General features: G+C 53.9%; 14 protein-coding genes and 1 pseudogene. 13 read left to right on the top strand and 2 right to left on the bottom strand.

Features of this window, described 5'->3' with window-relative positions:
• Positions 1 to 13: 13 nt before the first annotated feature.
• Together JD108_RS12600 and JD108_RS12595 are read left to right on the top strand one after the other, a co-directional pair.
• Positions 14 to 928 (top strand): NAD(P)/FAD-dependent oxidoreductase, encoded by a 915-nt coding sequence (locus tag JD108_RS12600; protein WP_198826421.1) that lies wholly within the window; start codon positions 14 to 16, stop codon positions 926 to 928.
• A gap of 322 nt (positions 929 to 1250) precedes the next feature.
• Positions 1251 to 1853, top strand: a complete 603-nt coding sequence (locus JD108_RS12595) for a genetic competence negative regulator (protein ID WP_198826420.1) — start codon at positions 1251 to 1253, stop codon at positions 1851 to 1853.
• A gap of 169 nt (positions 1854 to 2022) precedes the next feature.
• Here JD108_RS12595 and JD108_RS12590 read toward each other — a convergent pair whose 3' ends face one another.
• Positions 2023 to 2772 carry a PIG-L deacetylase family protein gene (locus tag JD108_RS12590; RefSeq protein WP_198826419.1) on the bottom strand — a complete coding sequence of 250 codons (750 nt, stop codon included), beginning with the start codon at positions 2770 to 2772 and terminating at the stop codon, positions 2023 to 2025.
• A gap of 333 nt (positions 2773 to 3105) precedes the next feature.
• On the opposite strand from JD108_RS12590, the gene JD108_RS12585 reads away from it, so the two are divergent.
• Positions 3106 to 4398 carry a Glu/Leu/Phe/Val family dehydrogenase gene (locus JD108_RS12585; RefSeq protein ID WP_198826418.1) on the top strand — a complete coding sequence of 431 codons (1293 nt, stop codon included), beginning with the start codon at positions 3106 to 3108 and terminating at the stop codon, positions 4396 to 4398.
• Between the two features lie 72 nt (positions 4399 to 4470).
• Here the strand turns inward: JD108_RS12585 and JD108_RS12580 are convergent, their stop codons facing one another.
• Positions 4471 to 5442, bottom strand: a complete 972-nt coding sequence (locus JD108_RS12580; protein WP_198826417.1) for an asparaginase — start codon at positions 5440 to 5442, stop codon at positions 4471 to 4473.
• An 85-nt stretch (positions 5443 to 5527) separates the two neighbouring features.
• On the opposite strand from JD108_RS12580, the gene prsW reads away from it, so the two are divergent.
• From prsW to JD108_RS12530, 10 genes and pseudogenes are all read left to right on the top strand, one after another.
• Positions 5528 to 6202: a glutamic-type intramembrane protease PrsW gene (gene prsW, locus JD108_RS12575; protein ID WP_198826416.1), complete on the top strand. Its 675-nt coding sequence runs from the start codon at positions 5528 to 5530 to the stop codon at positions 6200 to 6202.
• A 492-nt stretch (positions 6203 to 6694) separates the two neighbouring features.
• Positions 6695 to 7108: pseudogene (locus JD108_RS12570) on the top strand (cell wall hydrolase); the annotation flags it as partial.
• Between the two features lie 24 nt (positions 7109 to 7132).
• The gene (gene ypeB / locus JD108_RS12565) at positions 7133 to 8500 is read left to right on the top strand and encodes a germination protein YpeB (RefSeq protein ID WP_198826414.1); all 1368 of its coding nucleotides are present in this window, start codon (positions 7133 to 7135) and stop codon (positions 8498 to 8500) included.
• A gap of 136 nt (positions 8501 to 8636) precedes the next feature.
• Positions 8637 to 9317 carry a flagellar brake protein gene (locus JD108_RS12560; RefSeq protein ID WP_198826413.1) on the top strand — a complete coding sequence of 227 codons (681 nt, stop codon included), beginning with the start codon at positions 8637 to 8639 and terminating at the stop codon, positions 9315 to 9317.
• 23 nt (positions 9318 to 9340) lie between these two features.
• Positions 9341 to 9523: a hypothetical protein gene (locus JD108_RS12555; protein WP_198826412.1), complete on the top strand. Its 183-nt coding sequence runs from the start codon at positions 9341 to 9343 to the stop codon at positions 9521 to 9523.
• 136 nt (positions 9524 to 9659) lie between these two features.
• Positions 9660 to 10322, top strand: coding sequence for a (d)CMP kinase (gene cmk / locus JD108_RS12550; protein WP_198826411.1), 663 nt, complete (start codon positions 9660 to 9662; stop codon positions 10320 to 10322).
• 4 nt (positions 10323 to 10326) lie between these two features.
• Positions 10327 to 10914 carry a lysophospholipid acyltransferase family protein gene (locus JD108_RS12545; RefSeq protein ID WP_198830105.1) on the top strand — a complete coding sequence of 196 codons (588 nt, stop codon included), beginning with the start codon at positions 10327 to 10329 and terminating at the stop codon, positions 10912 to 10914.
• A 264-nt stretch (positions 10915 to 11178) separates the two neighbouring features.
• Positions 11179 to 12351 (top strand): 30S ribosomal protein S1, encoded by a 1173-nt coding sequence (rpsA, locus tag JD108_RS12540; protein ID WP_198826410.1) that lies wholly within the window; start codon positions 11179 to 11181, stop codon positions 12349 to 12351.
• A gap of 99 nt (positions 12352 to 12450) precedes the next feature.
• Positions 12451 to 13524, top strand: a complete 1074-nt coding sequence (fni, locus tag JD108_RS12535; RefSeq protein WP_198826409.1) for a type 2 isopentenyl-diphosphate Delta-isomerase — start codon at positions 12451 to 12453, stop codon at positions 13522 to 13524.
• A gap of 57 nt (positions 13525 to 13581) precedes the next feature.
• The gene (locus JD108_RS12530; RefSeq protein ID WP_198826408.1) at positions 13582 to 14220 is read left to right on the top strand and encodes a YphA family membrane protein; all 639 of its coding nucleotides are present in this window, start codon (positions 13582 to 13584) and stop codon (positions 14218 to 14220) included.
• Positions 14221 to 14234: the final 14 nt, after the last annotated feature.

Genomic DNA, 14234 nt, shown 5'->3' with positions numbered 1-14234 from the left:
GGTGGTATGAACGTTGACCTTTGACACCGTGATTATAGGCGGCGGGATCGCGGGGTGGCAAGCCGCGATTCAGCTATGCCGTTGCCTGCGAAAAGTAGCCGTCATCGATGCGGGGGGCGGACGCTCGTCTGCGTCCAAAGGCTACCGCAACCTGCTGGGATTTCCCGGCGGCGTGAGCGGAGCACAGCTGCGCGAGGCAGGTCGGGAGTATGCGATACGCATGGGTGCCGTCTCCATCAGCGATGAAGTCGTTTCCCTGGCGCAAAGGGAAGACGGCCTGTTTGAAGTAGAGACGAGAGGCAAACAGAGACTGCAAGGGCAAACGGTCGTACTGGCGACGGGAATCGCCGACCCCTTTCCCGATATCGTCGGGCTGAAGGAATGCCTCGGTATCTCTGTTTTCATTTGTCCGGACTGCGACGGGTTTGAATCCGCCGGGAAAAAGACGGCTGTGATCGGACTGGAAAAACAAGCAGTGGAGATGGCGAAGGCGCTCTCCTTTTTTACGGATGAGCTACTGCTGTTCCACCACCAGGATGCGGACGAGTCCCCGAGCATAAACGGCATACCAGGCGGGCCGGCGTCGCCCTATCCGATCCGCCGCGAACGAGTGGTCGAAGTGGAGCATACGGGGGGAGAGCTTACCCGTCTGGTGCTCAATTCCGGGGACACGGTAGAGGTGACCCGGGCGTTCCTCGCATTTCCCGGAGCGCGCGTCCAGTCCCGATTGCTCCAGCCTTTTCAGGTGCGCTGCAATGAAAAGGGACATGTCCTGGTCAACCCCCGGACAAAAGAGACCAGTCATCCGGGGATCTGGGCGATTGGAGATGTGACGGTTCACTCCCAGCAAGTGGCGATCGCCATGGGGGATGGCGTCCAGGCGGCCATCTGGATACATAAACGGCTGCTCAGCAGCAGGCCCGGCTGAGTAGATGTCGCTTCCCCAAGGGCGGTTATCAGGCGGCCTTATCCTGGCAACGGATAAATGTTTCCTGGGAAAGCGCAGAAAGCGACATCTGCCCACGCCGCCATCCCCCCTGTTCGCCAGTTTTCGACATGCAGCAGGGCGCGGGAGCAGTTGAAGGGGTTTCTCGGCTATATTCTTGTCCACAAATATGGTATGATGGTAGTAACCCAAAAAGCAGGAATTTGGGTATTCTACTACCAGGTATTCGTCGGAAAATGCGGAGAACTCTTACAGGCTTTCTTTCATAATTTGTAGTACGACTGGATGGCGAGGAGGGACGGTCATGCGTGTTGAACGCCTTGGTCAAGATAAAATACGAATCTTTCTGACGTTCGACGATCTGTCAGAGAGAGGAATCGAAAAAGAGGACATGTGGCGTGACATTCCCAAAGTTCATGAACTGTTCAACGATATGATGGAGCAGGCATATCACGAACTTGGCTTCGAAGTGTCGGGTCCTGTGGCCGTTGAAGTGTTTGCCTTGCCAGCACAGGGAATGGTCGTAATCGTAACTCGCGGAAAAACGGGAGCAAAAGCGGAAAAAGATGAGGATGACTATGATGACGACGATATGTACGAACTCGAGGTGACGCTCGAGGAAAGCGATCTTGTCATCTATTCCTTCCGCGATTTTGAGCATCTGGTCGAAGCGGCTCATCGGATAAACGCTTTCTTGATAAATGGCGGAGCAGCCTATTTTTACCAAGGGAAATACTATCTCGTACTCGAGGAGCTTGACGTGGACCAGGAGCGCTATCAAAAGCTGATTGCGATCCTCTCTGAATACGGAGAGGCGACTCCGACTACCGTATATGTTTTGGAAGAATACGGAAAAGTAGTCTTCTCAGACGATGCTGTCAAGGAAATCTGCAGGCATTTTCGTTAAATACACGACATCGCAGTATGCGAGTAAAAAGAGCACCGGGCCAATGGCCGGGTGCTCTACCTGTATATACGGGGGATGGCAGACAGGATCTGCCCGACGCCCGTGGCGATATCTCGAGACGATACTCCAGGGCGATACCGGAGGCGATACCCGAGGCGATCCTCAAGAGTTACGCGAGAACCCCCGCAAACAGATCCGACTCCTTTTCCCGATCGGCTGTGGCGGGTTGATCATCGAGATGGACCCGTATGAAATAGTTCGTATCCCGGACGTATGTGGTGTCTCCCTGAAGCACGCCGGGAAATACGCGCTGGACGGAGAGATGCTGTGTCCGATGGGCGGCCAAAGCCTGTGCCACCTGCTTCACATACTGGGGAGCGGAAATCAACGTCGTAATCGAGGACAGCGGATCGGTATAGGGAGGGGCCATATCGCCGAAGGTCTTTTCAGTGGCATGCGTTACATAGTACAGCTTTTGAACAGGTGTATCCGGACCGAACCTTTCGACAGCCAGGCGGGTTGCCGCAGAAATCGCCTGATGGTCGGGATGGCCGGAGATGCCGTGAGGAACAAACGTGATGACGATTTGGGGCTGGTGCTGCTTGATCGCATCCTGAATTTTTGCGGCGAGCTCCTCCGCGGGAACATGGGAGAGCTGTTTGTCTACGTACCCCATAAACTCCACACTGTCGATCCCCAGGATGGCAGCGGCCTGCATCAGCTCTTTTTCACGCACGAAAGGGAGCTCTTCTTGTGTGCATATAGGAGGATTGCCAGGCTTGCCTGCCTCTCCTCTGGTGGCGCACAGCAGGTGGATGGAGACATCCGGCTGGTTCGCGTAGTGACAGATGGTTACTCCCGAGGTAAAGGTCTCGTCATCGGGATGGGCGAAAACGAACAAGATTCTCTTCTTTTTCATGAGGAACCTCCGATTAGAAAGCGTGTGCTGCTACGAATATTATAAGGGGGAACTGAGCGTTTTGACAGTGAACGGGTGCATGCGAGGTAATGAGCACGGGATCAAACGGGCAAGCTATCTCCATCCGCAATTGTCCGCTGCCCCCGTGCGAGAGCACTCCCGACGAACAGTTGGCGAAACGGGACCGTGCAGAGAACGGCTGAAAAAAACAGTTGTGGCTAGCCCAAAAGTGCCGATTACGCCGCAAAAGGGAATTTTCATCTTCTCATCCCTGATACAAGCGTGTATACTTAACGATGGGTTTACCGACAACTATTTTGAGGTGAATATGTAATGGGTAATCACGAAGTGGTAACCGAAAACACCCAAGGACAGAAAAAACAACAAGAGAGCTTGAACTTGTTGCATTCTACCCAAACGGTGATCAAAGAAGCACTTGAAAAGCTAGGTTACCAGGAAGCAATGTACGAACTCTTGAAGGAGCCGTTGCGCGTTCTGACCGTACGCATTCCGGTTCGCATGGACAACGGAGAAGTAAAGGTCTTTACCGGTTATCGCGCACAGCATAACGATGCAGTTGGTCCTGCCAAGGGGGGCATTCGTTTCCACCCTGAGGTTACAGAGGATGAAGTTAAAGCGCTTGCAATTTGGATGAGCCTGAAAGCCGGCATCGTCGACCTGCCTTATGGCGGCGGTAAAGGCGGCATTATCTGCGACCCGCGTGAAATGTCGTTCCGTGAACTGGAGCGCCTGAGCCGCGGTTATGTTCGCGCAATCAGCCAAATTGTCGGTCCAACAAAAGACATTCCTGCTCCTGACGTGTTCACGAACTCGCAAATTATGGCTTGGATGATGGACGAGTACAGCCGGATTCGGGAATTTGATGCCCCTGGCTTCATTACCGGAAAACCGATCGCACTGGGCGGTTCCCACGGTCGTGAAACCGCGACGGCAAAAGGGGTAACCATCTGCATTCACGAAGCAGCCAAGCGCCGCGGCATCGATCTGAAAGGTGCGCGTGTGGTTGTACAGGGCTTCGGAAACGCAGGAAGCTACCTGTCCAAATTCATGCATGACGCGGGCGCGAAAGTCGTCGGCATCTCCGACGCATACGGTGCCCTCTACGATCCGAACGGCTTGGACATCGACTATCTCCTGGACCGTCGTGATTCCTTCGGGACCGTTACGAAATTGTTTACCAATACCATTACAAACAAAGAGCTTTTGGAACTGGATTGCGATATTCTGGTGCCGGCTGCGATCGAGAACCAGATCACGGCGGAAAATGCCCATAATATTAAAGCCCAGATCGTTGTAGAAGCAGCGAATGGACCTACCACGCTGGAAGCGACCAAAATCCTCACAGAGCGCGGCATTCTGCTCGTGCCGGACGTACTGGCCAGCGCCGGCGGCGTAACCGTATCTTACTTCGAGTGGGTACAAAACAACCAAGGTTACTACTGGTCCGAAGAAGAAGTCATCGAAAAGCTGGAAAAAGTGCTGGTAAAAGCATTTGATAACGTATATTCCCTGGCGCAAACCCGCCGTATCGACATGCGTTTGGCTGCATACATGGTGGGTGTCCGCAAAACGGCTGAAGCTTCCCGCTTCCGTGGCTGGGTATAAAAGTCGATTCGATTCATGGATTGATTGACCATAGAAAAACCTCCTTGCACCCGCAAGGAGGTTTTTTTGCATCTATCGGTCGAACAACTGCTGCAGCTCGGCAAAGTCTTTGGTCTGTTGCAGGGCCGCCATCAGTTTCAGGCGGGCTTTTTGCCCATTTAGTCCATTGGAGAAGATGACACCCATTTCTTTCAGCTGACGACCGCCGCCGTCGTAATCGTACACGTCTTGAACCTGCCCGTTAAAGCAGCGGGAGACGAGAACGATCGGAATTCCTTTGTCCAGCAGCTTCTGGATCTCGGGGAGGATGGCGGGGGGCACATTTCCCAGCCCAAATGCTTCCAGGACAAGTCCGTCTACTGGCTGGTCAAAGAGAAAAGCAAGCCAGCGCGGATCCATGCCTGCCACGGCTTTTAAAAGCGGCACGTTGGCCGTCGGATTGGCGATTGGGTAATGCTCCCGGACCAGCGGGGCATGGTGGTAGCTGACGTGCTTCTTCGCGATCGTGCCAATCGGGCCGTACTGAGGAGACTGGAAGGTCGCGACATTGCTGGTGTGTGTCTTGGTGACGTGTCTGGCAGCGTGGATTTCGTCGTTGAATACGACCAGTACCCCTTTGTTGCTGCTTTGTGGATCGGCAGCCGTCCGCACCGCAGAAATCAGATTGACCGGTCCGTCCGCGCCCAGCTCATTGCTGCTGCGCATCGCGCCAGTGACGACGATCGGGACGGTAATCGGCAGCGTGAGATCGAGGAAATAGGCGGTTTCCTCCAGGGTGTCTGTCCCATGCGTGACGACCACGCCGTCATAGCCGTGCTGCATCAGCTCCTCCTGGATGAAGAGGCGGAGCTGGTTCATGATTTCAGGCGTCATATGCGGACTTGGCAAGTTCAGATAGTTTATCATCGTCACGTCGGCATAGCGCTGAAGCAGCGGCTGTATTTTTTCGACAGCGTGCTCTTCCTGGGGTTTTACGCGCTCGCTTTCATCTATGGACATGGCGATCGTGCCGCCAGTGTTGATGACCAAAACTTTCTTTTGCATATACTCTCTCTCCTGTACGGGTTTTCAACTCACCAGTATTCATGGTACGATGGATTACAGTCTTATGTAAAGGAGCAATACTCAGATGCTTGCTGTGATCGGTGCGGCAATCGCCCCTGGTATCGCCATCCTGAGTTATTTTTATCTCCGTGACAATCTGGAGCCCGAACCGATTTCTCTGGTTACTCGTTCATTCCTGTTCGGGGTTCTTTTGGTGTTTCCTGTGATGGTTCTGCAGTATATTATGCAGAACGAGTGGAACTGGCAAAACGAACTGTTCGCCAGTATTTTCCAGTCGGCGGTGGTAGAAGAGTTTTTCAAGTGGATGGTCATTTACTTCGCTGTCTATAAACATGTAGAATTCGACGAGCCATACGACGGGATCGTTTACGCGGTAGCCGTTTCTTTGGGATTTGCCACATTGGAAAACCTGTTTTATCTGGTGCTAAACGGTGTGGACATCGCTTTTTGGCGTGCGCTTCTCCCGGTCTCCGGCCATGCCCTGTTCGGGGTCTGGATGGGCTTTTACCTGGGCAAAGCGAAGTTCTCCGGCGCGCATCGCCTGGAGCTGCGCCGCTTGTGGATGTCGCTTTGTTTGCCCATCGGTTTGCACGCGCTGTATAATGCCATCTTTTTGACGACCGAATACTGGTTTTGGCTGATCGTGCCATTCATGCTCCTGCTCTGGTGGCAAGCGCTGAAAAAAGTGAAGCGGGCCCATGATTTTGGTTCTAAAACGCTGACTTCCCGTCCACAATAGTACGGAGGAGGAGACGTATTGTGCCAGTCAATCAACGAGCAAAAGTGACCATTCGCTGCAATGTATGCGGAGAAAAATTTACGCTCCGGGGAAGACGAGATCCTTCCGGCAAAGTGGATACGGGCTTTAAGCAATGCCTTTGCAACAACGACAGGCATTTTAGTATTCACGAGGAAAATTGAAAAGCCTGACCAGGGCAAGTGGAAACATTCCCCATTAGGTACAGACCTAAAAGGAGAACCGGCGATAGCAGCCGGTTCTTTTTTGTTTGGGCGTTCAGCTTTTTCTCATCTCGTCCTGCTGATGGTGCATAAACCAATCCGGCTCCACTAACACTATGCAAAGATTGCATGATATGCCAAGGAGGATGTTGCTGTGGGACCGAGGTTGCGTGCAGGCGTACTGGCGGTGCTGGCGCTTGTCATCGGATGTTTAGTCGTTGCGGGACGAGCGGAGAAGCCCCTTGCCCCGATTCAGGAAGTGGAGGCGGCCGCTCCAGCTAAAGCCAAAACAAAAGCGAACACGACACAGAGTTTTCATCCCTCTCGATTATCAGAAAATGACATGAAGCTCATGGCGAATGCCGTGTATGGAGAAGCCCGCGGAGAGCCCTATGAGGGGCAAGTGGCCATCGCCGCTGTCATCTTGAATCGCATCGAGAGCCCGTCTTTTCCCGATACCCCTTCCGGCGTCATTTTTGAGCCCAGAGCCTTTACGGCGGTAGCGGACGGGCAGATCTGGCTCACCCCGAATGCGCAAGCAAAAAAAGCGGTTCGCGACGCTTTGAACGGATGGGATCCGACAGGCGGTTGCACCTACTATTTCAACCCGGCGACGGCGACGTCCAAATGGATTTGGAGCCGGCCCCAGGTAAAACGAATCGGAAGGCATATCTTTTGCCGGTAACTACGAAGGGAGGATGGTTTTGACATGGTATACGGAGCAGTAGCGCGCGTGCTCATGCCGGTAGCCCTGATCGGCCTGGTAGGTGCCGGGATGTGGGGGTACCAGGAGCACAATGAGAAAAACTCGATCCTGATCAAGGCGGAAAACCAGTATCAACGAGCTTTCCACGATCTCAACTACCACATCGACAAGCTGCATGATGAGCTGGGTAAAGCATTGGTGATCAATTCGCGAAGCCAGATGACCCCGTCGCTGACGAATGTGTGGCGCCTCGCCTACGCTGCCCAATCCGATGTGGGGCAGCTCCCGCTGACGCTGATGCCTTTTAACAATACCGAAGAATTTCTCTCCAAGGTAGCCGACTTTTCGTACAAGGTAGCGGTCAGGGATCTCGAGAAAAAACCGTTGACCGAAAAGGAGTACCAGACGCTGCGGGTATTGCACAACCACTCCAAGAGCATTCAGGATCAATTGCGTCACGTCCAGACCAACGTCCTAGACAGGCGCCTGCGCTGGATGGATGTGGAAACCGCTCTGGCGTCGGATGACAAAAAGAGCGACAACACCATCATCGACGGTTTCCGAACGATTGAAAAGAAGGTGCAGGAATTCCCCGAGGTGGATTGGGGGACCAGCATCCAAAGCCTGGACAAGAAGAAACAGCAGCGGATCAAAGGGATCGACGGCAAGCCAGTCTCCGAAGAGGAAGCGAGAAAAATCGCGTTGGACTTTACCGGACTCGATCAAAACCAAGCCAAGGTCGAAGTGGACCCCAATGGCAAGGCAGAAGAATATTCCGCGTACAGCGTGCGAATTACGTCAGGCCATGCGTCTTCGCCGATCTACATGGATGTGACCAAGCGGGGAGGCAAGGTCGCCTGGCTGATGAATGAACGGGATGTAGGAGAGCAGCGGTTGACGATGGAACAGGCGGAAGCCAGCGCCAAAAAGTTTTTGGAAGCACACGGCTATACCGATATGGTCGTGGCCGAAAGAGACGGATACGAGGGGATGGCTGTCCTCACCTTTGTGCCGGAGAAGAACCAGGTGCGCATCTACCCCGATGCGGTGACCGTAAAAACAGCGCTGGACAACGGCAGTGTCGTCAGCTTTAACGCCACCGAGTACCTGTTCAACAACAAGCAGCGCATCCTGCAGAAGCCGAAGGTGTCCAGAGAGGAAGCGAGAAAGAAGGTAAATCCGAGCGTCAAAGTGACGGAACAGCGGCTGGCCGTAATCGAAGGTAAAGATGACGGCAATGAAGTCCTCTGCTGGGAGCTGACCTGCGACTTCGACGGCAACGCCTATATGGTCTACATCAACGCGCTCTCCGGGGAGGAAGAAGAGATCGTCAAGATGACCACGGGCGGGGAAGACAGGGCACGGGAGTAGACAGGCCCAGCAGGAACCAAACAGATGGCAAAGTCGATGGGAAAGCCGAATGCATGCGGTTTTCCCTATTTGCCGTTAACAGATAGAACCAGTTATAATGGAAGAGGTATGAGGAGTAAAAGGGGGAAGCTTAGCCATGCTGCCAAAAATCGGACAAACCATCCACCTTGACCTCACGGGTGACGGGGAGGAGAACCAGCTCTACACGTATAAATCCAGGGTTGCGGATTTACGGGATCAGATCGCTGTCATCGAGCTTCCCATCAGCGAGAAAACAGGACGAACCTCTCCTCTGCTGGCGGGTACCGCATGCCATGCCTGGTACATTGGCGTAGACGGGTCGCGCTATGAATTCCCCACCACGATACTCGGCCGGTACAGCGAGAACATTCCTGTCCTGCACATGAGCCTGCCTGCAAAAGAGGAGGTCAGACGGAACCAGCGGCGCAATTACCTGCGGATTCAAACCAGCATCGAGATTGCCGTCAAGCTGGACGATTCGATCCGGAACTACCACTTTCTGGCGAGGACCGCTGATCTGAGCGGAGGCGGACTGTCCTTCACCTGCCAGGAGACGTACCGCTTGAAGGAACAGGACACCCTGAAGATTTGGCTCTCGCTTCCGAACAAAGCGGGTCAGGTGCAGCACGCGTATGCCGAAGGGGAGATCGTTCGCGTCAAAGCCCCTAAAGAAAAGGGCAAGCATCAATGGGTCTCCGTCAAGTTCGTGCAGATCAGCGAATCAGACCGGGCCAAGATTGTCCGCGCCTGCTATGAAAGGCAGCTCGAGATGCGAAAAAAAGGGGCAATCGAGTAAAACAGTCGGAAAGGTGATGTCTCATGGCTGATGACTTCGACCGGCAATTTACCCGCTTTTCCCGGCGCATGGAAAAGGGCATGATCCTCGCGATCGTCCTATGCGCTTGTTTGCTGATGGCCGGAGAAATGCTGCTTTCGTTTGAGCCGCTGCGCAGCACACTGGTGGAAACGGAACGGCTGGAGGGAGTTATGCACAGACCTTAAAGGTTTGCGCATGCTTCCATACTATGGTACTATTAAAGACAACATAGAGAGTTGAGAAAGTGATGCAGGGGCTTCGACAGAAGCTTTTCTTGTTTTGGTTTCTTTCCAGCCCTCATACATAGCAGGTGAGCACAGAATGAATATTGCAATTGACGGACCAGCGGGAGCAGGAAAAAGCACCGTAGCCAAACTGGTGGCAAAGCAGCTGGGATACCTGTATATCGATACCGGTTCGATGTATCGCGCACTGGCGTGGGCCGCTTTCGCCCACCAGGTACCGATTGATGACGAGAAAGCGGTATACGAACTCCTGATGAAGAATCGCATCACCCTGCAGCGCGATGGAGAGACGCAGCGCATCTTCTGGAATGACCAGGACATCACCGATTCGATCCGCACGCCGCAGGTGAGTCAGTACGCGTCCGTAGTGGCCAGCTACGCATTGGTACGCCAGCAGATGCTGGTGCTGCAGCGCGAGATGGCCAAAGGCGGCAATGTCGTCATGGACGGCCGGGACATCGGCACACATGTCCTGCCGGAAGCTGACGTGAAGATCTTCCTCACAGCCTCGATCCGGAAGCGAGCTGAGCGAAGATTGCAGGAATTGCTGCAGAAAGGGCACCAAACCGATCTGGCATCCCTGGAGGCGGAGATTGCCGAGAGGGATAAGCGCGACATGGAGAGAGAAGTGGCCCCGTTGCGCCAGGCGGAAGATGCCGTTTTGATCGATACATCAGAGTTGACCATTCCGCAGGTTGTGGACGAGATTCTGCAAATTTGCAAGCAATTGGGTGAATGAGCCAGTGAGTTACTATCGTACATTTCGCGGTCTGTTTCGATTTGTTTTTTCTGTCTTTTATCGATGGCAAGTCATTGGTGCCGAACATATACCTAAGGAAGGTCCTGTTATCCTGTGTTGCAATCATATCTCTTTATGGGACCCGCCTCTGCTTGGCAGCGGTATCGACAGACAGGTTCATTTCATGGCAAAGGAAGAGCTGTTCCGGATTCCGGTGATTTCCTTCCTCATTCAAAAATTCGGTGCGTTTCCGGTAAAACGGGGGGCGGGCGACCGTACCGCCATTCGCACCGCTTTGAAATTGCTTGAAGAGGGAAAAATCTTTGGAATCTTTCCGGAAGGCACGCGCAGCAAAGATGGAACATTGGGGCCTGGCATGTCCGGCGTATCGATGTTTGCCCTCAAATCAAATGCGGCTGTGATTCCGGTTGCGATCAAAGGTCCATACAAGTTGTTCCGTCCCGTCAAGATCATTTACGGCCAGCCGATCGACATCGCATCGCTTCGCGAGCGAAAAACGGACTCCGAGACCTTAAAAGAAACAACCGACCTGATCATGAGCCGTATCCAGTCACTTTTGGATCAACATTGATCGGAGCAAGACGGAATAGAAACGGCAAAGGGTAGAATACTAACTTTGCTGGAACTTCTTGGCTTGTCAGCTAGCTGTCAGCCCTCGGGCGGCAGTTGCAAATATACATGATCCCGCTTCTTTTCAGTGGATGTTTAAAAAGGAGGAGTAACCGGCTTGAAGTCGCGGCCAGTTTCCCGAAATCATGATTTTCTTTGGATTCCTCCGTTTTAAATAACCTCTCCTAGAAGCATGGACTTGATGGTATTGAAGGAGGTTTTACTCATGATGGAAGAAAGCAACGTAAGCCTGACGGATGCGACAACCATTTCCGTGGGGGATGTAGTTAAGGCTACGGTGACTAAGGTGGAAGAAAAGCAAGCCTTGGTGGACGTAGGTTACAAATACGACGGGCTGATTCCGATCAGTGAACTTTCTCCGTTGCATGTGGAAAAGGTGTCCGATGTCGTGGCAGTAGGGGACACATTTGAAGTAAAAGTAATCAAACTGAACGATGAAAAGGAAGAACTGGTCGTCTCCAAAAAAGCGGTGGCCATGGAAGTTTCCTGGAATGAGCTGGAGCAAAAAATGGCGACCGGCGAAATCATCGAAGCAGAAGTAAAAGAGATCGTAAAAGGCGGTCTCGTCGTCGATGTAGGCGTGCGCGGATTTATCCCGGCTTCTATGGTAGAGCGCCACTTCGTCGAAGACTTCAGCGAGTACAAGGGCAAGACCCTGCGCCTGAAGGTTGTGGAGATGGACAAAGAAAAGAACAAGGTGATCCTCTCCCACAAGGCCGTCCTCGAGGATGAGGCCAAACAGCAAAAAGCGTCGATTCTGGAAAAACTGCAGCCGGGCCAAGTGCTGGAGGGCACCGTTCAGCGCATGACCGATTTCGGGGTATTCGTCGACATCGGCGGCGTAGATGGGCTGGTTCACGTCTCGGAGCTGGCTTGGAATCGCGTGGAAAAACCTTCTGACGTCGTCAAGGAAGGCGAGAAGGTGAAAGTAAAAGTCCTGAAGGTCGACAAGGAGAACGAGCGCATCAGCCTCAGCATCAAGGAAACCCAGCCGGGTCCGTGGGCAGCGGCGGCTGAGAAGTTCAAGGCCGGCGAGATCGTCAGCGGTACCGTGAAACGCCTCGTATCCTTTGGTGCTTTTGTAGAGATCGCACCAGGCATTGAAGGTCTTGTGCACATCTCCCAAATTGCCAACCGCCGAGTAGGCACGCCAGGCGAGGTACTGAAGGAAGGCCAAGAGGTGCAGGTGAAGATTCTCGATGTGGTGCCAAACGAGCAGCGCATCAGCCTCAGCATCCGCGCGGTGGAAGAAGATCGCGTGGAACAGGCCGAGCGCGCCAGCAAGCGCGAGCAGCAACAATTCCAGCAAGAGAACAACCAGCCATTGGGTGTTACGCTGGGCGAGCTGTTCGGCGATCTGAAAGACAAACTGAAGTAAGAAACCAGGGGATGCGCGCGTGCGCGTCCCTTTTTTCATCAATCGAAATGATGCCGATGTTCCGATCCGATCGGATTTAGGAGAGCACAGGAGGGAGCTATGGAGCGTTCGCAACGGAAAATGGACCACATCCGGTTCACCTTGGAAACCAGAGAGGAGACCGAGAGCTTTTGGGACGATATTTCTTTTCCGCCCAACAGTTTACCGAATATATATTATGGAAACATCGAGCTTGGGACAACACTCGCCCCTTTTGCTTTGGATTCGCCAATCATCATTAACGCGATGACAGGCGGGGCGGCCGCGACAACCGAGATTAACCGCGCTCTGGCTGTCATCGCTCGGGAAAGAGGGCTGGCGATGGCAGTCGGCTCTCAGATGGCCGCCCTCCGCGACGAGGCTGTGTCACATAGCTATCAGGTGGTGCGTAAGGAAAATCCGACCGGGCTGATCTTTGCCAATCTCGGAGCGGAGGCCACCGTCGATCAAGCGATGCGCGCAGTTGAGATGATTGAAGCGGATGGTCTGCAAATTCATCTCAACGTCATGCAGGAGCTCCTGATGCCCGAAGGAGACCGCGACTTTCGCGGCTATCTCGACCATATCTGCGAGATCAAGGAGAAGCTGCCAGTGCCCGTGATGGTGAAAGAAGTGGGATTCGGCATGGCAAAAGAGACCATCGGGCAGCTCATCGAGGCCGGTATCTCCCTGTTGGATGTGGGAGGCAGGGGCGGAACCAATTTCGCCAAGGTCGAAAACAAGCGGCACCACCTCCCGATGGCCATGTTCGAGAACTGGGGCTTTACCACTGCGGAGAGCCTGCTGGAGACAGAGCCCTGGCGAGGCCGACACGCAGCCTTTATCGCCACGGGCGGGATCCGCAACGGGCTGGATGCCGTAAAAGCCATCGCGCTTGGCGCTTCAGCGGTCGGCATCGCCGGTTCTATCCTGCGGCTGGTGCAGACGAGCCCGCTGGAGATGTGCCTCGAATACGTGGACCTTTGGCATCATCAGATGCGCGTCGCGATGACGGCGCTGGGAGCGGCTACGGTAAAAGAGCTGCAAGAGGTCCCGGTGCTGATTACGGGAAAGACAGCCGAGAAGGGGCGCCTGCGCGGCTGGAATCTGGAGGGGTACGCTCGCAGGGGCAGCAAGAGTCGCGCTGATTCATGAAAGCATATCGTTTGAGGCATACTTTGGGAAGACAACCACATCTTGAGGGAGATGGACATGAACGAAGGTACGCTAGCAGTCCTCATTCAGTGGTGTTTTCTTTGTCTCGTCTGGATGGGTCTCTACGATCGGGAGCTGACCCGTTGGGGGATGAGCCGTCCGTTAGCCTTGGCCGTGGTCGCGGCGTTTCTGGTCTGCAGCTTTGTCAGTTGGAAGCTTTCTTTTTTGCCCTCTGTTCAGGTTTACATCAGCGGTTTTCTTCTGCCTTTTCTCTGCGCAGGTTGGCTCTACTCGCGCATCCCGGGCAGGCGGAAGAGACTGTATCTCGTGATTGGCGGGTGTATGGGCACGCTGTTGTTCTGGTTTCGCTGGCTGCTGTTTACCGATCCGATTCTGGCTTTTTGGGATGTGCGCTGGATGCTGCCCGCCTGTGCGTTTTTTGCCGCCCTAACAGTGAGCCGCTCCGCGCTGATCCAACTGTTTTTGCTGCTTTTCGCCTTGCCGATCAGTGATCTTCTCTACACGGTCTACGAGTGGAGATTGGCCGGCTTTGGCCAGATCGGCAATGAGTACGCACAGGATTTGTTGTGGAGCGCCCTTTCCCTCTCTGCCGTATGTGCGGCGGTTTTGACGTTGATTCGGCGGCTTTTCCGCCTGAAAGACCCGGAAGCCTCCCGCACGGATCAGAACCAGTAAGGGAGAATGATTGT

Source organism: Brevibacillus composti (genome assembly GCF_016406105.1).
GTDB lineage: Bacteria > Bacillota > Bacilli > Brevibacillales > Brevibacillaceae > Brevibacillus > Brevibacillus composti.
This window is presented reverse-complemented; position numbering and strand designations above follow the sequence as displayed.

Bases quoted from the DNA above. Each gene is read 5' to 3' on its own strand.
- JD108_RS12595 (WP_198826420.1), top strand. From the start codon at position 1,251: ATGCGTGTTGAACGCCTTGGTCAAGATAAAATACGAATCTTTCTGACG.
- cmk (WP_198826411.1), top strand. From the start codon at position 9,660: ATGAATATTGCAATTGACGGACCAGCGGGAGCAGGAAAAAGCACCGTA.
- fni (WP_198826409.1), top strand. From the start codon at position 12,451: ATGGAGCGTTCGCAACGGAAAATGGACCACATCCGGTTCACCTTGGAA.
- rpsA (WP_198826410.1), top strand. From the start codon at position 11,179: ATGATGGAAGAAAGCAACGTAAGCCTGACGGATGCGACAACCATTTCC.
- prsW (WP_198826416.1), top strand. From the start codon at position 5,528: ATGCTTGCTGTGATCGGTGCGGCAATCGCCCCTGGTATCGCCATCCTG.
- JD108_RS12530 (WP_198826408.1), top strand. From the start codon at position 13,582: ATGAACGAAGGTACGCTAGCAGTCCTCATTCAGTGGTGTTTTCTTTGT.
- JD108_RS12580 (WP_198826417.1), bottom strand. From the start codon at position 5,442: ATGCAAAAGAAAGTTTTGGTCATCAACACTGGCGGCACGATCGCCATG.
- JD108_RS12555 (WP_198826412.1), top strand. From the start codon at position 9,341: ATGGCTGATGACTTCGACCGGCAATTTACCCGCTTTTCCCGGCGCATG.
- ypeB (WP_198826414.1), top strand. From the start codon at position 7,133: ATGGTATACGGAGCAGTAGCGCGCGTGCTCATGCCGGTAGCCCTGATC.
- JD108_RS12560 (WP_198826413.1), top strand. From the start codon at position 8,637: ATGCTGCCAAAAATCGGACAAACCATCCACCTTGACCTCACGGGTGAC.
- JD108_RS12585 (WP_198826418.1), top strand. From the start codon at position 3,106: ATGGGTAATCACGAAGTGGTAACCGAAAACACCCAAGGACAGAAAAAA.
- JD108_RS12590 (WP_198826419.1), bottom strand. From the start codon at position 2,772: ATGAAAAAGAAGAGAATCTTGTTCGTTTTCGCCCATCCCGATGACGAG.